16 protein-coding genes are annotated in these 17,292 nt (G+C 73.7%); 3 read left to right on the top strand and 13 right to left on the bottom strand.

The genetic code is table 11. The features are described from left to right. Nucleotides 1–368: 368 nt before the first annotated feature. From ACODT5_RS24185 to ACODT5_RS24150, 8 genes are all read right to left on the bottom strand, one after another. Nucleotides 369–1,604: a sensor histidine kinase gene (locus ACODT5_RS24185; RefSeq protein WP_422521377.1), complete on the bottom strand. Its 1,236-nt coding sequence runs from the start codon at nt 1,602–1,604 to the stop codon at nt 369–371. Beyond that, nucleotides 1,601–3,361: a sodium/solute symporter gene (locus tag ACODT5_RS24180; RefSeq protein WP_422521376.1), complete on the bottom strand. Its 1,761-nt coding sequence runs from the start codon at nt 3,359–3,361 to the stop codon at nt 1,601–1,603. The genes ACODT5_RS24185 and ACODT5_RS24180 overlap by 4 nt, the downstream gene beginning before the upstream one ends. A 122-nt stretch (nt 3,362–3,483) precedes the next feature. Continuing rightward, nucleotides 3,484–3,759 (bottom strand): hypothetical protein, encoded by a 276-nt coding sequence (locus tag ACODT5_RS24175; protein ID WP_422521375.1) that lies wholly within the window; start codon nt 3,757–3,759, stop codon nt 3,484–3,486. 230 nt (nt 3,760–3,989) lie between these two features. Further along, entirely contained in the window at nt 3,990–4,823 is an 834-nt protein-coding gene (locus ACODT5_RS24170) for a LytR/AlgR family response regulator transcription factor (RefSeq protein ID WP_422521374.1), read from the bottom strand. 132 nt (nt 4,824–4,955) lie between these two features. Continuing rightward, entirely contained in the window at nt 4,956–5,906 is a 951-nt protein-coding gene (locus tag ACODT5_RS24165) for an SCO0930 family lipoprotein (protein ID WP_422525014.1), read from the bottom strand. Between the two features lie 129 nt (nt 5,907–6,035). Then, the gene (locus ACODT5_RS24160; RefSeq protein WP_422521373.1) at nt 6,036–7,124 is read right to left on the bottom strand and encodes a GDSL-type esterase/lipase family protein; all 1,089 of its coding nucleotides are present in this window, start codon (nt 7,122–7,124) and stop codon (nt 6,036–6,038) included. Beyond that, entirely contained in the window at nt 7,121–7,996 is an 876-nt protein-coding gene (locus tag ACODT5_RS24155) for an SDR family NAD(P)-dependent oxidoreductase (RefSeq protein WP_422521372.1), read from the bottom strand. The genes ACODT5_RS24160 and ACODT5_RS24155 overlap by 4 nt, the downstream gene beginning before the upstream one ends. Further along, a complete protein-coding gene (locus tag ACODT5_RS24150; protein WP_422521371.1) occupies nt 7,993–9,117 on the bottom strand; it encodes an LLM class flavin-dependent oxidoreductase in 1,125 nt (374 codons plus the stop codon). The genes ACODT5_RS24155 and ACODT5_RS24150 overlap by 4 nt, the downstream gene beginning before the upstream one ends. A 310-nt stretch (nt 9,118–9,427) precedes the next feature. Here ACODT5_RS24150 and ACODT5_RS24145 point away from each other — a divergent pair, with 310 nt between their 5' ends. Further along, entirely contained in the window at nt 9,428–10,906 is a 1,479-nt protein-coding gene (locus ACODT5_RS24145; RefSeq protein ID WP_422521370.1) for an amino acid permease, read from the top strand. A gap of 10 nt (nt 10,907–10,916) precedes the next feature. After that, nucleotides 10,917–11,372 carry an Lrp/AsnC family transcriptional regulator gene (locus tag ACODT5_RS24140; RefSeq protein WP_243334460.1) on the top strand — a complete coding sequence of 152 codons (456 nt, stop codon included), beginning with the start codon at nt 10,917–10,919 and terminating at the stop codon, nt 11,370–11,372. A 243-nt stretch (nt 11,373–11,615) separates the two neighbouring features. On the opposite strand, the gene ACODT5_RS24135 is transcribed toward ACODT5_RS24140, so the two are convergent. From ACODT5_RS24135 to ACODT5_RS24115, 5 genes are all read right to left on the bottom strand, one after another. Next, nucleotides 11,616–12,749 carry an LLM class flavin-dependent oxidoreductase gene (locus tag ACODT5_RS24135; RefSeq protein ID WP_422521369.1) on the bottom strand — a complete coding sequence of 378 codons (1,134 nt, stop codon included), beginning with the start codon at nt 12,747–12,749 and terminating at the stop codon, nt 11,616–11,618. A gap of 61 nt (nt 12,750–12,810) precedes the next feature. Continuing rightward, nucleotides 12,811–14,178 (bottom strand): NtaA/DmoA family FMN-dependent monooxygenase, encoded by a 1,368-nt coding sequence (locus ACODT5_RS24130; protein ID WP_422521368.1) that lies wholly within the window; start codon nt 14,176–14,178, stop codon nt 12,811–12,813. A 26-nt stretch (nt 14,179–14,204) separates the two neighbouring features. Continuing rightward, a complete protein-coding gene (locus ACODT5_RS24125) occupies nt 14,205–15,419 on the bottom strand; it encodes an LLM class flavin-dependent oxidoreductase (RefSeq protein WP_422521367.1) in 1,215 nt (404 codons plus the stop codon). Nucleotides 15,420–15,480: 61 nt separating this feature from the next. Continuing rightward, nucleotides 15,481–15,591: a putative leader peptide gene (locus ACODT5_RS24120; protein WP_323182381.1), complete on the bottom strand. Its 111-nt coding sequence runs from the start codon at nt 15,589–15,591 to the stop codon at nt 15,481–15,483. 92 nt (nt 15,592–15,683) lie between these two features. Next, complete coding sequence (locus ACODT5_RS24115) at nt 15,684–16,391, bottom strand: GNAT family N-acetyltransferase (RefSeq protein ID WP_422521366.1); 708 nt, start codon at nt 16,389–16,391, stop codon at nt 15,684–15,686. A gap of 285 nt (nt 16,392–16,676) precedes the next feature. On the opposite strand from ACODT5_RS24115, the gene ACODT5_RS24110 reads away from it, so the two are divergent. After that, a complete protein-coding gene (locus ACODT5_RS24110; RefSeq protein WP_422521365.1) occupies nt 16,677–17,186 on the top strand; it encodes a glutathione S-transferase family protein in 510 nt (169 codons plus the stop codon). Nucleotides 17,187–17,292 lie beyond the last annotated feature (106 nt).

Genomic DNA, 17,292 nt, shown 5'->3' with positions numbered 1-17,292 from the left:
TCACCAAATCCTTCACAGTGGCGCCGGTCGGGCCGTCGGCCGATCGCGCCTGCCGTGACGGTCAGCGCAGGGGTGGGCCCGGTCGCATCGATGTGCACGGTGCGCGCCCACCGGCATCCGGAGGCTGCGCGGGACCTGTGAGCCTCCGTCCACACCATGGAACTTACTCCATATGAGTGAGCGGGACCCCATTGGGCCCTTCCGCCGCCGGGCCTCGGGCCTGTTCCGGCGGGCTCCGCGCGTCCCGTCCGCGAAGGGTGCAAATGGGTGTGAAGGGGCCGCCCTTGGACCGGCTGCGGTCACGGGGGAGCCGTCACGGTCGGTGACGAAAGTCTCCCCGGCGGATCCTCGGGAGAACGCTGCTGCGGTCAGCGCCGGGGGAAGCGGCCGGGTGGCGTCGAGCTGTGGACGCCCGCGCGGTACTTGGGGATCCGCACGGTGATCTTCATGCCCGCGCCCACGCCCGTCTCGATGACGAGCCCGTGGCCGTCCCCGTAGACCTGGCGCAGCCGCTCGTCCACGTTGGTCAGCCCGATGCCCGGGGAGGAGCCCGCGTGCTCCCCGGCCAGGATCCGGCGCAGCAGGGCCGGATCCATGCCGACGCCGTTGTCCTCGATGGTGATCAGCGCCTCCGCGCCCGCGTCCCGGGCCGCGATGGTGATCTTGCACTCCTCGGTGGAGTCCTCCAGCCCGTGCTTGACCGCGTTCTCCACCAGCGGCTGCAGGCACAGGAACGGCAGCGCCACCGGCAGCACCTCGGGCGCCACCTGCAAGGTCAGCTTGAGCCGCTCCCCGAAGCGGGCCCCGGCCAGCGCCAGGTACTGCTCGATGGACCGCAGCTCCTCGGCCAGCGTGGTGAACTCCCCGTGCCGCCGGAAGGAGTAGCGGGTGAAGTCCGCGAACTCCAGCAGCAGGTCCCGTGCCCGCTCCGGATCGGTCCGCACGAACGAGGCGATCGCGGCGAGCGAGTTGAAGATGAAGTGCGGGGATATCTGCGCGCGCAGCGCCTTGATCTCGGCCTCCATCAGCCGGGTCCGCGAACGGTCCAGCTCGGACAGCTCCAGCTGTACGGACACCCAGCGCGCGACCTCGGTGGCCGCCCGCACCAGCACCGCCGACTCCCGCGACCCGTAGGCCACCAGCGCGCCCAGCATCCCGTCCTCGCCGGTCAGCGGGGCCACCACGGCCCACTTGAGGGGGCAGTCGGGCCGCTCGCACTCGGTGCGCACGCTCTGGCTGCGCCCCGAGTCCAGCATCACCGCGACCCGGGCCATTACCCGGTGCTCGTGGTGGTCGGAGCCCGGGCCGTCCCAGGCGAGGACGTGTCCGCGGTCGGTCAGGCACAGGGCCTCGGTGCCGAGGAGGGAGCGCAGGCGCCGGGCGGCCTTGCGGGCGGCGTCCTCGGTGAGGCCGGCGCGCAGCGGGGGAGCGGCGAGGGAGGCGGTGTGCAGGGTGTGGAAGGTGGCCCGTTCGACGGGGGTGCCGAGGTCGAGGCCGAGGGCGCGCTCGCCCCGCCGGGCCTGCCGGCGGCCGCCGATCCAGCCGAGGCCGAGCAGCAGGGCCCCGCCGGCCGCGCCGAGCACCGAGAGCAGTGCTCCGGTCATGGTGTGCCGCCCTTCGCCGAGAGCGGTGCTCCGCCGGCCGCGGGGGCCGGGTCCGCCACGTCCTCCGGCAGGTGCAGCCGCGCCAGTGTCGCCGCCGTGCCCGGCGGGATCCGCCCGCGCGTGGCCAGCGACACCAGCACCATCGTCAGGAACCCCAGCGGGACCGACCACACCGCCGGCCACGCCAGCAGCGTGTTCGCCCACCCCGACGGCGCCAGTCCGGCCCGCGTCGCCAGAACCGCGCCGAGCGCCGCCCCGCCCCCCGTCACCAGCCCGGCCACCGCCCCCGGCGGCGTCAGCCCGCGCCACCAGATCCCCAGCACCAGCAGCGGACAGAACGAGGACGCCGACACCGCGAAGGCCAGCCCCACCGCGTCCGCCACCGGCACCTCCGTCACCAGCGCGCTCCCCGCCAGCGGCACCAGGATCGCCACCAGCACCGCGACCCGGAAACTGCGCACCCCGCGCGAAGGCAGCACGTCCTGGTGCAGCACCCCCGCCACCGCCATCGTCAGTCCCGAAGCCGTGGACAGGAACGCCGCGAACGCGCCGCCCGCCAGCAGCGCCCCCAGCAGTTCCCCGGCGAGCCCGCCGACCATCCGCGCCGGCAGCACGAGCACCACCGCGTCCGCCTCCCCGGTCAGGGCCAGCTCCGGGGTGTAGATCCGGCCCAGCGTCCCGTACACCGGCGGCAGCAGGTAGAAGGCGCCGACCAGGCCGAGCACCACCAGCGTGGTGCGCCGCGCCGCCCGCCCGTTCGGGCTCGTGTAGAAGCGCACCGCCACGTGCGGCAGCCCCATGGTCCCGAGGAAGGTGGCCAGGATCAGCCCGTACGTCGCGTACAGCCGCAGCTCCGGCCGGTCCCCGGACAGCGGCTCCGACCAGCTCGAGACGCCCGGTCCCGCCTCCGCCCGGCTCTGCGGCACCGCGGAGTGCGGGGCGAACTCCAGCCGCGCGTCCGCCCGTACGGAATGCTGCCCGGCGCCGAGGGTCACGGACTGCCCGGCGTACGCGTGCCCGTCCACCTGCCCGGTCACCGTCACCGTCAGCGGCTCGTCCAGGGACAGCCGTACGTCCTCGGCCAGCGTGACGGCGGTGTGCTCGCGGAACACCGCCGGGGCGTCGAAGGAGGCGCGCGGGGCGCCGTCCCCCGCCCAGGCGGCCAGCAGGAAGAACGCGGGCACCAGCAGGGCGGTGAGCTTCAGCCAGTACTGGAAGGCCTGCACGAAGGTGATGGACCGCATCCCGCCGGCCGCCACCGCCGCCGTCACCACACAGGCGACGACCACCCCGCCCACCCAGTGCGGGGCCCCCGTCAGGATCTCCAGGGTCAGCCCCGCGCCCTGGAGCTGCGGCAGCAGGTACAGCCAGCCGACGCCGAGCACGAACAGCACCGCGATCCGGCGCACCGCCTGCGATTCGAGCCGGGCCTCGGCGAAGTCGGGCAGGGTGTACGCCCCCGAGCGCCGCAGCGGGGCCGCGACCAGCACCAGCAGCACCAGGTACCCGGCGGTGTAGCCCACCGGGTACCAGAGCATCTGCGGCCCCTGGAGCAGCACCAGCCCGGCCACGCCGAGGAAGGAGGCCGCCGAGAGGTACTCGCCGCCGATGGCCGCCGCGTTGAGGCGCGGGCCGACCGTGCGCGAAGCCACGTAGAAGTCCGAGGTGGTCCGGGATATCCGCAGGCCCAGCGCGCCGACCAGCACCGTGACCAGGACGACGACGGCGACCGCGGTCAGCGCGTACGTCTGGTTCACCGGCGGGTCCTTCGGCTGGGGCGCGGGCGGGGCGCGGCCCTGCGCGGGGTCGGGGTTCCGGGAGTCTACGCACGCGTCCGGACCGCGCGACAGGCCCTCTCGCAGGTCAGGCCGGATCCGGTTCAGCAGGCGGGATCGCGGTGCTCCGCACAGTCCCGCAGGGCGATCTCCAGCTCCACGTACGATTCCTCGGCCCGCCGGAAGGCCAGCGTCAGTGCCGCTTCGGCCCGGGGCGGCAGGTGTCCGTACGCGCCCTCGTGGGCCTCGTACAGTACGTCGGCCCAGCGTGCGGCCGCGCTCCGCAGGCGGGCCAGCAGCACCTCGGCCTCGGCGGGCCCGGCCGGACGGGTGCGGGGCAGTGCGGTCAGTGCGTCGAGCAGCGCCTGGATTTCGGACATCTGCTTCCTCCCGGGGCCGAAGATCGACCATACCCGCGGGGGTCCGCCGTGGGCGGCCGGCCCGGCCACCGCTGCGGCCGACGGCCCGGGCGGATCGCCGTACGCCCCTCCGGGCGCGGTGAACGGTGCGCCGCCGCGCCGGACGGTCGGCGGGCCGGACGGTCGTTCCCCCACCCCGCCCCACACCACCCCTTCCCGAAACCGGGGCTGCGCCCCGGACCCGGGGTGGTTCAGCTCATTGCCTGGCGCATCAGCAGGTCCCGCAGTTCCCGGGTGTGTCTGCGGCTCACCTGGAGTTCGGCCGCGCCGACGCGGACCGTGGTGGTCCCGGAGTCCAGGCGCAGTTCGTCGATGCGGGCCAGTGCGACCAGGTGGCGGCGGTGGATGCGGATGAATCCGCGTGCCGCCCAGCGCTCCTCCAGCGTGGCCAGCGGTATCCGTACCAGGTGGCTGCCCTCGTCGGTGTGCAGCCGGGCGTAGTCGCCCTGGGCCTCCACGTACGCGATGTCCGCGATCGCCACGAAGCGGGTGACGCCGCCCAGTTCGACGGCCATCTGCTCGGGCGCGCGGTCGGGGGCCCGGTCCCCGCCGCCGCGTGCGGCGGCGACCGCCGTCACGGGGGCGCCGGGGGACTCGGGAGCGGGGGCGGCCGCCGCGGGCTGCTCCCCGGAGCGGCCGGACTGCGCGCAGGCCCGCCGTACGGCCTCGGCCAGCCGCTCCGGCCGCACGGGCTTCAGCACGTAGTCCACGGCCTTGAGGTCGAAGGCCTGTACGGCGAACCCCTCGTGCGCGGTGACGAACACGATCAGCGGCGGCCGCGCGAACCCGGCCAGCAGCCGGGCGATGTCCAGCCCGGTCAGCCCCGCCATGTGGATGTCGAGGAAGACCACGTCGATGACGTCGGCCCCGTCCGGGCCGCTCTCCAGCGCCCTGCTGATCCGGCGCAGCGCCTCGGTGGCGTCCGAGGCGCCCTCGGCGCTGAGCACCCGGGGGTCCGAGCGCAGCAAGTAGAGGAGCTCCTCGAGCAGAGGCTTCTCGTCGTCGACGGCCAGTACGCGCAGCATGATGCGGAGTCTAGGTTCCGCCCGGACGGGGCGAAACGGTGCGCGGCCCCCGCCCCGGGGGGAGGGGAGGCGGGGGCCGCGCGGTCGGCCGGTCCACGGGGCCGGTCGGCCGGCCCGGGTCACCGGCCGGGTCTACTGGACGGTGATGAGCTTGCCGTCGGGGGCCACCGCGTACCAGGTGCCGCCGACGCCCTGCCCGTTGATGTCGCCGGCCTTCTTGTCACCGGTGAAGGTGTAGACGGGCCAGCAGTTCACCGTCTGCTGCTTCTTGCCGTCGGGGCGGTCGAGCACCAGGTAGTTCTTCTCGATGATCCCCTTGGCGTTCGCCCGGTCCACCGGCGGTACGACCGGCCACTTGGCCACGCAGGCGCCCTCGCACTTGGAGACCATGGGCCACGCGGTGTCCGGCTTGAACCGGTAGACCGTCATCCCGTTGCCGTCGACGATGTGCTCGCCGAGCTTCGGGTCCTTGGCCACGGTCAGCGCACCCGAGGTCTGGGCCGCGCCGCCGGGCGCGGGGGCCGCCTTCGCCGCCTTCTTGCCGTCGGGGGCCGCCGCGAACCAGGTGCCGCCGACGCCCTGCCCGTTGGTGTCGCCCGCCTTGGCGTCCTTGCTGTACCGGTACACGGGCCAGCCCGCCACCGTCAGCTGCTTGCTGCCGTCGGTACGGACCACCTCGCCCAGCAGCGCCGGGTCCATGCCCGCCGCGGCGGTGGCGTCGCCGGCCGCGACCACGGGCCAGACCTTCGCGCAGTCCCCGTCGCAGGAGGACTTGGACGGCTTCGCGGTGTCCTTGTCGAAGCGGTAGAGGGTGAAGCCCGCGCTGTCGGCGAGGACGGAGCCGAGCTTCTCGTCCTGGGCGATGGCCAGTTGGCCGGCGGGCTCGGCGGCGCCGTCCGCGCCGGCGTCGGCGCCCGAACCGGATCCGTAGCCGTCGCCCGAGGAGGGGGCCTGGGAGGGAGCGGCGACCGCTCCGGCCGGCTTGGCGGCGTCGCCCGCCGCGTCGTTCCCGCCGCACGCGGTCGCGGTGAGTGCGACGACGACCGCCACGGCCGCCAGGGTGGTTCCGCGCTTGATGCCCATCTTGATCTCTCCCACGTCGGTGTCCCTGCCTGCGCCGCCGCCCCCTTCGAGCGGGGCGGCGGCAACTGTGTGCAGGACACGCCTGGTCGGAGCCGATCTGTTCAATCCTGCCGATGTGGGCTGTTTCACTCACCCCGCGTCGAACCCGGCCCGCTTCAGGGCCGTGGCCACAGCGAGGCCGAGCGTGCGGTGTCCGGCGTCGTTGGGGTGCAGGCCGTCCGCCAGGTGCTCGGGGCCCAGCACCTCCCGCCCCGGCAGCAGCACCAGCCGCTCGTCCCCGGCCGCGATCCGCTCCCGGGTGGCGCGCTCCATCGCGTCGCGCAGGGCGCCCAGGGTGGCGCCCAGCTTGTTCGGGGTGCGTTCCGCGTCGGGGCGCAGCACGGGGGAGAGGAGGAGCAGCGGGGTCCGGGGGTGTCCCTGGCGGACCAGTTCGAGGAACGCGCGGGTGGTCTCGTACAGGAGCGGGGCCGAAAAGGGCACGCGGGACCAGCAGTTGGTGCCGAAGGCGAGGGTGAGGACGTCGGCGGGGAGTCCGGCGAGCTGCTCGGCGCAGGCCAGTTCCCCGCGCGCGGCGCCCGCGTAGCCGAGGTTGACGGTGTCCCAGCCGAGCGCCCGCCCGGTCACCGAGGGCCAGCCGTGCGCGGGCCGGGTGGACCACCAGCCCTCGGTGATGGAGTCGCCGTGCACCACCCAGCGGGTGGCGGGCGGCGCGGGGGCGAGGGGGCCGCCGATCCCGCGCAGGCCGAGGATCAGCGGGGACTGGGTCTCGGGCGGATGGATGGTGAACGGGCCGGAGCCGCCCGGCAGTTCGAGGCGCACGACGGCCTCGGCGGCCGGCTCGGTGTACAGCTCGCCGACCACCCCGTGCCGGTCCCACAGGGCGAACCCGTGCGCGAGGTCGCGGAGCGCGTCGGTGGGGCCGGGCACGGTCGCCCGGTAGTGGATCTCCACCGCGCGGGTGCCGGGCGCGGTGAACTCCAGGCGCACCCCGATGGGCAGGGTGGCCCGCTCGCCGGTGTCCCAGGGCAGCCGCATGGTGTCGGCCGGGTCGGCCCGCACGGGGCGGCCGCCGTCGAGCCAGGCCACGCCGCGCAGGAAGGGGCCGGGGTCCAGCCACGGCCCGGCGCCGTCGCTGCCGGCGCTGCCACCATCCGTGCGCGCGGCCGTGGCCGTCGCCGTGGCCGTGATCTCGTCCGGTCCGGGTTCCCGTGTGCTCATCGTGTGCCTCCGACCGTCGGGTACGGGAACTTCACGCCGACGCCGCCGTCCACGACCAGCGTCTGGCCCGTCATGTACGAGGACTGCGGCGAAGCCAGGAAGTACAGCGCGGCCGCGATGTCCCGGGTCTCCGCGACCCGGCCCAGCGGGGCGTTCTCCGCGTTGAGCCGGCGCCCCTCGGGGCCCAGCAGGGCGGCGACCCGCGGGGTCCACACCACCCCCGGTGCCACCGCGTTGACCCGTACCCCGCGCGGGCCCAGCTCTACCGCCGCCGAGCGCACCAAGGACATCAGGCCGGCCTTCGCGGCCCCGTAGGCGGCGTGCAGCGGGGCCGCGGTGAGCCCGGAGACGGAGGCGACGAAGACCAGGGGGCCGCCGCCCGCCGCGGCGACGGCCTCGCCGCCGTACTGGACGGCGAGCCAGGCGTGCCGCAGCACCAGGTCGAAGTGCCAGTCCCAGCCGGCGTCGTCCACCTCGGGCAGCGCGGCGTACCGGGCCATGCCGACGATGTCGACCACCCCGCCGACCGGGCGGCCGCCGAGCAGCTCCGGCGCGGCGGCGAAGAGCTCCCGTACGGCCTCGCGGCGCGTGACGTCGGCGGCGTACGGGACGCCCCCGGTCTCGGCGGCGACCGCGCGGGCGCGCTCCTCGTCCACGTCCACGCACAGCACGCGGGCACCGCCCGCGGCCAGCGCGTGCGCGGTCTGGCGGCCGATGCCGTTGCCCGCGCCGAGCAGGACGAGGGCGCGGTCGTCGAGGCGGTGCAGGGCGGCGTAGTCGGGGACGGGAGAGGTGTCGGGGGAGGCGGCGGGGGAGGCATCGGGGGACGGGGAGGTGTCCGGGACCGAGGAGGCGTCGCGGCCGCCGCTCACGCGGAGGCCTTCCGGGGCGTGTAGCGGGCCAGCTCCGGGATGACTTCCTTGCCCAGGATCTCCAGGGTCCGCAGGATCTCCCGGTGCTCCAGGTACCCCCACTGGACGTAGCAGATGAGCTGGTCGACGCCGAGGTCCGCGTACCGCTTGGCCTTGGTGACGATCGTCTCCGCGTCCCCGATGAGGATCATGTCCCCGTCGCTGAACTCCCGTACGGGCACGTTCCCTTCGAGGATCGGCGTGAGCAGGGGGAAGGTCCGCTCCCGTTCCTCGGGGCTCAGGTGGGGCAGCTCCCACTCCAGGGTGAACTGCGCCAGGTTGGAGTACCACCAGGCGACCGAGTCCCAGACCCGCGGGCCCGGAGCGGTCCGCGGCGGGGTGGCGTGGACCAGGGTGTAGGCGGCGACCCGGTCCGTGGTGACGTCGGTGAGCGGGCTCGGGGTGGCCGCCGCGGCCCGGTAGGCGGCCACCTGGGCGGCCATCGCCTCCAGCGGCTGCATGATCGAGAAGGAGAGCAGCCCGAGGCCGTGCCCGCCCGCGACCTCCGCGGAGCCGGGGGAGGTGGCCGCCATCCAGGCCGGCGGGTGCGGATCCTGCACCGGCTTGGGGGTGACCATGCGGCGCGGGAAGGTGAAACGCTCCGATTCGTACGCGAAGTACTCCTCGCGCCACATTCCGGTCACGATCTCGATGGCCTCGCGCCAGTCGTCGCGGGACTTCTCCCGGTCCACCCCGAAGGCCGCCTGCTCCATGGGCGTGGACCGGCCGGTGCCCCATTCCACCCGGCCGCCGGAGAGCACGTCGACGGTGGCGACCTTCTCCGCGATGCGCTGCGGCGGGGTGAAGGCGAAGGGGGTCAGGGTCACGCCGAAGCCCAGCCGGATCTGCTCGGTGAGCCCGGCCAGGTGTCCGAGGAGCACCTCGGGGGCCGGGCAGTGCGAGCGGCCCTCGCGGAAGTGGTGTTCGACCGCCCAGACGGTACGGAAGCCCATGCGGTCGGCGTGCCGGATCTGTTCCACCGCCTCCCGGTAAGCGCGCTGCTCAGCGGCCCGCTGGCCGTGCGGGTGGGCTCCCCGCCAGGGCCGCGGCACGTCGATCTCGTAGAGCACGTCCAGGTCCATGGCGGCACGCTGCGGCACATCTGACGAAGTGTCAAGAATGCGGGTCGGGATCGCCCGCGCACTGATCGATCATCCCCGCGCAACAAAGGACCATCCAGGACAGATCCACGCAACGATCAGTCGCCAATGTGCAAGGATGGTGCATTACGGGCGGTATCACTCAGCTCGTAGGCTCACTCGCTGTACGTGGAGTGGCGCGGACCGCCTGCTCGGCGGTCCCCCATGCCCAGGCCCTTCTCGGCTTGCTCCTGCTCCGGACCGCTGCGGTCGACGCCTGAAACCCCACCCGCAGTGACAAAGGAGTCCCCTCGTGCTCGACCACGGCCAGGCGCCACCGCTCGCTCCCGCCCCCGAGGCGCCGCGCAAGCCCGCCCACCCGCTCCTGCGCCGCAAGCCGGTGGAGCAGCTGGTCGCCGAAGGCGGCCAGGGTGAGGGCGGCGCGCTGAAGCGGTCGCTCACCATGTGGCAGCTGACCATGATCAGCATCGGCGCGACCCTGGGCACCGGCATCTTCGTCGTCCTCGGCGAGGCCACCCCGATCGCCGGCCCGGCCGTCTTCATCGCGTTCATCGTGGCGGGCCTGACCGCGCTCTTCTCAGCGCTCTCCTACGCCGAGCTGGCCGGCTCCATACCGGTCTCGGGCTCCTCGTACTCCTACGCCTACGCCACCATGGGCGAGCTCGTCGCCTGGGTCTGCGGCTGGTGCCTGGTCCTGGAGTACGGCGTCTCGGTCGCGGCCGTCGCCGTCGGCTGGGGCCAGTACCTCAACGAGTTCCTCGACGGCACCATCGGGTACACCATCCCCGAGGGCTTCTCCGCCCCGCTCGGCGAGGGCGGCTACATCAACATGCCCGCGCTGGTCGTGGTGATGCTCTGCATGGTCTTCCTGCTCCGCGGGGCCAAGGAGAGCGCCCGGATCAACTCGATCATGGTCGCCGTCAAGATCGTGACCCTGGTCATGTTCTGCGTCATCGGCTTCATGGGCATCAAGGCCGGCAACTACACCCCGCTGGCCCCGCTCGGCGTCACCGCCATCAGCACCGCCGCCTCGATGCTCTTCTTCTCCTACATCGGCTTCGACGCCGCCTCCACCGCCGGTGAGGAGGCCAAGAACCCGAAGAAGGACCTGCCGCGCGCGATCATGCTCTCGCTGGCCATCGTCACCGCCCTGTACTGCCTCGTCGCCCTGGTCGCCGTCGGCGCCATGCCGTGGCAGGAGTTCGAGGGCAGCGAGGCCGCCCTGGCCAAGATCATGGAGAACGTGACGGGGCACGCCTTCTGGAGCGTCATCCTCGCGGCCGGCGCGATCGTCGCCATCGCCAGCGTCGTCTTCGCCGTCCTCTACGGCCAGACCCGCATCCTCTTCGCGATGTCCCGCGACGGCCTGATGCCCAGGGCCTTCGCCAAGGTCGACCCGAAGACCGGCACCCCCCGCGTCAACACGATCATCGTCTGCCTCTTCTGCGGACTCCTGGCCGCCTTCATCCCGCTGGGCGAGCTGGCGAACGCCACCAGCATCGGCACGCTCTTCGCCTTCGGCCTGGTCAACATCGCCGTCGTCATCCTGCGCTACACCCGCCCGGACATGAACCGCACCTTCCGGGTCATGCTCTTCCCGGTCACCCCGATCCTGGGCTTCCTGTGCTGCGGCTACCTCATGACGGAACTGCCGGGGGTCACCTGGTTGGTCTTCGGTGGCTGGATGGCCGTCGGGCTCGTGATCTACTTCCTGTACGGCATCCGCCGCTCCCGTCTGGCCGTCGCAGACCCGGCCGCAGCAGAGAAGTGATCCACGCGCAGTGCGACTGAACGATCTCGACGAACGCATCGTGCACGCCCTCGCCAAGGACGCCCGCCGCTCCTTCGCGGACATCGGCTCCGAGGTCGGACTCTCGGCCCCCGCCGTGAAGCGGCGTGTGGACCGGCTGCGCGCCGAAGGGGCCATCACCGGCTTCACCGTCCGCGTGGACCCCGCCTCGATGGGCTGGGAGACCGAGGGCTTCATCGAGATGTACTGCCGCCACAACACCTCGCCGGACGACATCCGGCGGGGGCTGGAGCGCTACCCCGAGGTCGTGTCCGCGTCCACCGTCACCGGTGACGCGGACGCCCTCGTCCAGATCTTCGCCTCGGACATGCGGCACTTCGAGCGGGTCCTGGAGCGGATCGCGGGCGAGCCCTTCGTGGAGCGCACCAAGTCCGTACTCGTGCTCTCCCCGCTGCTGCGCCGCTTCACCTCGGGCGCACCGGCGTAGGGCCTGTCGTCACATTCCCGTCTGCCTCCCTTCGGGCGACGACGGGAATGTGACGGCGGCCCGGAGGAGTTCCTCCTCCTCGCCCGCGATGGTGAGGGTGCAGTTCAGTTCGCTCGGGTACTCCCTGCAGTCCAGACCTTGCGCATGATGTACCTCCCGGGATGGCAGGCGCCGGTGGACTCACCTCCCACCGTCCTCCCCCCGGGCCGGGGGCGAAAGCCGGGACCTCACCCCGCCGGGAGCTCACCCCCGCCGGGCCCACTCCCCGGCCAGCAGCTGGTACGACCGCACGCGGTCGGCGTGCTCGTGCGTGATCGTGGTGATCAGCAGCTCGTCCGCGCCCGTCGCGTCCCGCAGCCGCTCCAGCTGGTCGGCGACGGTGGCCGGCGAACCGGCGAACTGCGTCTCCACCCGGTCGGCGACCAGCTCGTGGTCCGCCGCCGACCAGCCCCCGGTCAGCGCACGGGCCTCCTCCGGAGACGGGAAGGGGATCGCCCCCTCGCCGGACCGGATGCTGTGCACCCACGGCGCGTACCCGGTCGCCAGCTCCCGGGCCTCGGCGTCGTCCGGGGCCACCACGACATCGGCGGACACGGTCAGGTGCGGCCGGTCCAGCCCGCCCGGCCCGGCCGAGGGCTTGAAGGCCGCCCGGTAGGCATCGGCGGCCTCCAGCACGCTCGCCGGGCTGACGTGGTAGTTCGCCGCGAACCGCAGCCCGTTCGCGCCCGCCGTCTCCGCGCTCACCCCCGCGCTGCTGCCCAGGACCCACACCTGTACCTCGGCGCCCTCCCCGGGCACGGCATGCGCCTCCACCCCGTCCGGCGAGCGGTACTCCCCGCGCAACAGGGCCAGTACGTCCCCCACTTGCTCGGAGTACTCCTGCGCCGTGGCCCCCGGCAGCTGCAGCAGCCGCTGCTGGAGCGCGATGCGCGGGTGATCGCGCAGGTGCGCGAAGGAGAAGGGCTTCGGTATGCGCAGCCCGTTCTCGGTCGTGTACGCCACCGGCGGCTCGGCCCCGGCACGGCGGGCCGGCGGGCCGCCCGCCGAACGGCCCAGACCCAGGTCGATCCGCCCCGGGTGCACCGCGTCCAGCAGGCCGAACTCCTCGACCGTCGACAAGGCCGTGCGGTGCCCGAGCTGGACCGCCCCCGAGCCGATCCGGATCGTGGAGGTGGCCGAGGCGGTCAGCGCCAGCACGACGGCGGGAGAGGTCCCCGCGACGCCCGGATTCAGGTGGTGCTCGGCGAACCAGTAGCGGGCGTAGCCGAACCGCTCGCTCTGCCGGGCGAGGTCGACGCTGTTGCGGAGCGCCTCGGCGGCGGTGGCGCCGGAGGCGACCGGGACGAGGTCGAGGACCCCGAGCGGGATACCGGGCATGGTGTTCCCCCTTCTTCGTGACGGTTGGAGACGGGCTTCGGGTGCTGTCCTGCGGCGGCCGTCAGCCGCGGGCAGGGGCCAGCGCGCGCGGAGCCGCCAGCCCGAGGTGGTCGCGCAGCGTCGGGCCGGTGTACTCGCGGCGGAACACCCCGCGCTCCTGGAGCAGCGGGACGACGGTGTCCGCGAAGGCGTCGAGCCCGCCGGGGGTCAGGTGCGGGACCAGGATGAAGCCGTCGGCCGCGTCCGCCTGGACCAGGGCGTCGATGCCCTGGGCGACGGTGAGGGGCGAGCCGACGAAGGACTGCCGCTCGCTCGTTTCCATCACCAGCTCGCGGATCGACAGCCCCCCGGCGGCGGCCCGCTCCCGCCACTCACGGGCCACGGCCACCGGATCCCGGTGCATGCGCACGCTCGCCCGGCCCAGCGCGATGGTGTTCTCCCCGGGCACCGGATCGACGTCCGGGAGCGGCCCGTCCGGGTCGTAGCCCGAAAGGTCCCGGTTCCACACGTGCTCCAGGCGCTTGATCGCGGTGGCCCCGCTCACCTGCTGGAGCCGGACCTCGCGGGCCAGTTCCTGCGCCTCGGCATCGGTGTCGCCCAGGACGAAGGTCGCCGCCGGCAGGATCTTCAGCTCGTCGGGGGTGCGCCCGTACCGGGGCAGGCGCCCCTTGACGTCCGCGTAGAAGGCGCGGCCCTCGTCCAGCGTGCCGTACCGCCCGAAGATGGCGTCGGCGGCGGCCGCCGCGAACTCCCGCCCCTCGTCCGAATCGCCCGCCTGGAAGACGACCGGCCGCCCCTGGGGGCTGCGCGGCACGTTGAAGTGCCCGGAGATGTCGAACTGCTTCCCCCGGTGGGCGAAGGCACCGGGGCCCGCGTCCCGCAGGAACTCCCCGGAGACCGGGTCGGCGAGGATCTCGCCACCGTCCCACGCGTCGAACAGCTCGCCGGCGGTGTCCAGGAACTCCCTTGCCCGCTCGTAGCGTTCCTCGCGCGGCAGGAACCCGCCGCGCCGGAAGTTCTCCCCGGTGAAGGCGTCCCAGGAGGTGACCACGTTCCAGGCGGCCCGGCCCCCGGACAGATGGTCGAGGGAGGCGAACTGGCGGGCCACCTCGTACGGTTCGTTGAAGGTGGAGTTGATCGTCCCGGCCAGTCCGAGGTGTTCGGTGACGGCGGCGAGCGCCGCCAGCACCGTGAAGGTGTCGGGGCGGCCCACCACATCCAAATCGTAGATCTCACCGCCCTGTTCGCGCAGGCGCAGGCCCTCGGCGAGGAAGAGGAAGTCGAACTTCGCGCGCTCGGCGGTCCGCGCGAAGTGGACGAAGGAATCGAAGTCGATCTGGCTCCCGGCGGCCGGGTCGCTCCACACGGTGGTGCTGTTGACCCCCGGGAAGTGCGCCGCGAGGTGGATCTGCTTGAGCGGCTTGCTCATGGCTGCTGTCGGTCCTTCCTGGGGAATCAGGCGGCGGGTGAAGCGGCGGGCGAAGCGGTGGCGGCGGGAGCCGCCGGGGCGGCGGCGTACCGGCTCGCCGGGCGCGGCAGCCCCAGCAGGCCGCGGAGCGAGGAGGCCTCGTAGGACCGCCGGAACGCCCCGCGCCGCTGGAGCTCCGGAACCAGGCCGCGGGTGATTGCCGGCAGGTCGTGGGCGAGCACCCCCGGCCGCAGCCGGAAGCCGGTCAGCCCGGCCTCCTGCCCCTCCAGCAGCAGGTCGGCGAGGTCCGCAGGAGTCCCCGCGAAGATGCGGGCGGCACTCGTGTACGCGGCCCCGTGCACGGCGTCCAGCCGCTGGAGCCGTCGCTCCGCCGTCGCGGCCTTGTCGTCGAGGAAGACCGTCAGCTCGCCGAACAGGTGCGGGGTGCCGGGGAGCGCGGCGACGGCGGCGCGGACCTCGCCGGCCCGCGCGGTCACGTAGCCGATGTCGGCCGACCGCGCGAGGAAGGGGTACACGGCGGCGTCGGAGGCCAGCGCGCCGACCGGGGGCAGTCCCTGGGGCGGCCGGGGGGTGATGGACGGGCCCTTCACGCTGAAACGGGGGCCCTCGAAGTCGATGTAGTGCAGCTTGGCGCGGTCGACGAACCGTCCGGTGGCCACGTCGCGGATCTCGGCGTCGTCCTCCCAGCTGTCCCACAGCCGCCGCACCACCTCGACGTGATCGGCGGCCTCGCCGTACAGCTCGGCCGGGTCCAGGGGGTCCGTGCGCCGCCCGAAGTGGGCCACCTCGTCCGGCCGTTCGGAGATCTGGATGCGCAGCCCGGCGCGTCCGCGGCTCACGTAGTCCAGGGTGGCGAGCGCCTTGGAGACGTGGAAGGGCTCGGTGTGGGTGGCCACCACGCTCGGCACCAGCCCGATGTGCCGGCTCAGCGGCGCCACCCGGGCGGCGACCAGCACCGCGTCGAGCCGGCCCCGCACCAGGTCGGTACGGCCGTCGGGCCCGGCCGGATCGGTGGACTGCAGGCTCAGCGAGTCCTCGAAGGTGACGAAGTCCAGCAGTCCGGCCTCGGCCTCGGCGACGAGCGCGGCCCAGTAGCCGGCCGTGAACAACCGGTCGGCGTCCGCGCCCGGTTCGCGCCAGGCGGCGGGATGCCAGCCCGCCCCGTCGAGGGCCACGGCGAGGTGGAGCGCGGGGGAGGGGGCGGAGGACGGGGAAGGAGAGGGAGAAGGGTGCACGGGCATGGCGGAACTGCCTCCTGATCGGACGGCGCGGCGAAGGACGAATCGGATCGCGGAACGCTGATCAGGAACGACAGAGGGAGCCGGCGACGCGCAGGAGGTCGATGTGCGCGCGGGAGTGCAGGTGGACGGCACGGCGCGGGGTGAGGGCGTCACCGGCGGTGCGTACGGTCATGCCCGGCCACCCCCTTCACCTCGTGTTCCGGTCGTCCCTCCGACGCTAGATCAGGGGGGACCGGGCCACAACGGATGGAATGTCAATCCGTGTTAACGCTTCGTGTCGGGCGTGCGAAGCCCGATGAAGACCGGCTCGCGGCGCAGGGTGAACCCCATCGAGAGGTACAGCCCCACGGCCGAGGTGTTCTGCGCCGCGGCGTGGAGGAACGGGGTGTCCCCGCGCTCCTCCACGGCGGCCACGACCGCGCGGATCAGCCGCCCGGCGAGCCCTTCGCCCCGGTGCTCGGGGTGCGTGCACACGGCGCTGATCTCCGACCAGCCCGGTGGCCGCATCCGTTCGCCCGCCATCGCGACGAGCCGGCCGCCGCGGCGGATCCCGAGGTACGTGCCCAGCTCGACGGTGCGCTCCCCGAACGGGCCGGGCCGGGTCAGCTCGACCAGCTCCAGCATCTCGGGCACGTCGGCGGGCCCCAGCAGGACCGCCTCCGGCTCCTCCTTGCCCCGTACCGCCCGGCCGTCGAGCTGTACGCCCGGTATGGACATCAGGGTCTCCCAGCCCGCGGGCGGGGTCGGCAGCCCGGTCACCCAGACCTCCTGCCCCGGGCCGACGAGCTCGGCCAGATCCGCCCAGGCCCGCGGATCCTCCGGGTCGGCGAGCGCGGCGAAGGGCGATACGCCGGCCGGGTACCGGGCGGCGAGTCCGGCGGGACCGCTCTCGGCGAAGCCCCGGTGCGGGCCGTCGAGCGCGGCCCAGACGGGATTGTCGAGGACCGCACCGGGCCGGGACTCACGGGACATGGGCGGGAGCTTCCTTTCCTGGGCATCAAGCACTCTTGCGGGCGGTCTTGACGGCCCCTGACGGTGCCACGAGACTGCGAACGCCAGCCTAATGGGGGCAACGGACAGGAAGGGGGCCCGGTGGACCAGCGCGCCACACCCTCCTCCTCCACCACCCCGCTGCGCCGCTCCTGGCTCACCCGCAGGCTGCACATCGATCTCCTCCGCGTCTGCAGTGCCACGGCCCCGGCCTCCTGAGGCCCCGCCGAGCACGCACGTACATACGCACGCAGACCCAGGAGAGCCATGCCCCAGACCCATGTCCAGGCGCATGCCCAGAGCCATGTCCAGGCCCCTGCGCAGAGCCGCGCCCAGGCCCCGGCCACTGCCCCCGCTCCCGCCCAGCCGTCCGTCCCGTCGCCCGCCCAGCCCCGCCGGCCGGAGCTCCTCCGGGGCCGGATCGGGACCGGGTTCTCGCCCGTACCGCACCGGTACCGGCTCTACGTGGCCGCCGACGACTGTCCGAGCTGCCTCGGCGTCACCGCCGCCTTCGCCGAGCTGGGCCTGCGGGACACCGTGGCCCTGACCGTCCTGCGGCCCGGCTCCGACCCCGCGGGGCACGACGCGCTCCGCCGCGCCTACGAGGCCGCCGGGCACGACCACGACGGCACGCTCACCGTCCCCGCCCTCTGTGACGGCTGGAGCGGCCGGGTGGTCTCCAACCACGCCCCCGACATCCTGGAAGACCTCCGCAGGCTGAGCGTGCACCCGGCCTTCGGACCGGCCTTCGGACCGGCCTTCGGACCGGCCTCGTAGGACCCCGGAATAGGCCTTTCGGACCGTCCGCGCGGACTCCGCGCAACGAATCGCCGCCTTCGCCCGCCCATACGCAACGAATCGATGCGCGGCACGCAACGGTCAC

Source organism: Streptomyces tatrensis, assembly GCF_049310065.1.
In the GTDB taxonomy this organism is placed as follows: Bacteria; Actinomycetota; Actinomycetes; order Streptomycetales; family Streptomycetaceae; genus Streptomyces.
This window is presented reverse-complemented; position numbering and strand designations above follow the sequence as displayed.

Excerpts from the sequence above, each read along its gene's own strand:
- ACODT5_RS24185 (WP_422521377.1), bottom strand. The coding sequence starts at position 1,604 with ATGACCGGAGCACTGCTCTCGGTGCTCGGCGCGGCCGGCGGGGCCCTG.
- ACODT5_RS24175 (WP_422521375.1), bottom strand. The coding sequence starts at position 3,759 with ATGTCCGAAATCCAGGCGCTGCTCGACGCACTGACCGCACTGCCCCGC.
- ACODT5_RS24170 (WP_422521374.1), bottom strand. The coding sequence starts at position 4,823 with ATGCTGCGCGTACTGGCCGTCGACGACGAGAAGCCTCTGCTCGAGGAG.
- ACODT5_RS24165 (WP_422525014.1), bottom strand. The coding sequence starts at position 5,906 with ATGGGCATCAAGCGCGGAACCACCCTGGCGGCCGTGGCGGTCGTCGTC.
- ACODT5_RS24160 (WP_422521373.1), bottom strand. The coding sequence starts at position 7,124 with ATGAGCACACGGGAACCCGGACCGGACGAGATCACGGCCACGGCGACG.
- ACODT5_RS24150 (WP_422521371.1), bottom strand. The coding sequence starts at position 9,117 with ATGGACCTGGACGTGCTCTACGAGATCGACGTGCCGCGGCCCTGGCGG.
- ACODT5_RS24135 (WP_422521369.1), bottom strand. The coding sequence starts at position 12,749 with ATGCCCGGTATCCCGCTCGGGGTCCTCGACCTCGTCCCGGTCGCCTCC.
- ACODT5_RS24130 (WP_422521368.1), bottom strand. The coding sequence starts at position 14,178 with ATGAGCAAGCCGCTCAAGCAGATCCACCTCGCGGCGCACTTCCCGGGG.
- ACODT5_RS24125 (WP_422521367.1), bottom strand. The coding sequence starts at position 15,419 with ATGCCCGTGCACCCTTCTCCCTCTCCTTCCCCGTCCTCCGCCCCCTCC.
- ACODT5_RS24120 (WP_323182381.1), bottom strand. The coding sequence starts at position 15,591 with ATGACCGTACGCACCGCCGGTGACGCCCTCACCCCGCGCCGTGCCGTC.
- ACODT5_RS24115 (WP_422521366.1), bottom strand. The coding sequence starts at position 16,391 with ATGTCCCGTGAGTCCCGGCCCGGTGCGGTCCTCGACAATCCCGTCTGG.
- ACODT5_RS24110 (WP_422521365.1), top strand. The coding sequence starts at position 16,677 with ATGCCCCAGACCCATGTCCAGGCGCATGCCCAGAGCCATGTCCAGGCC.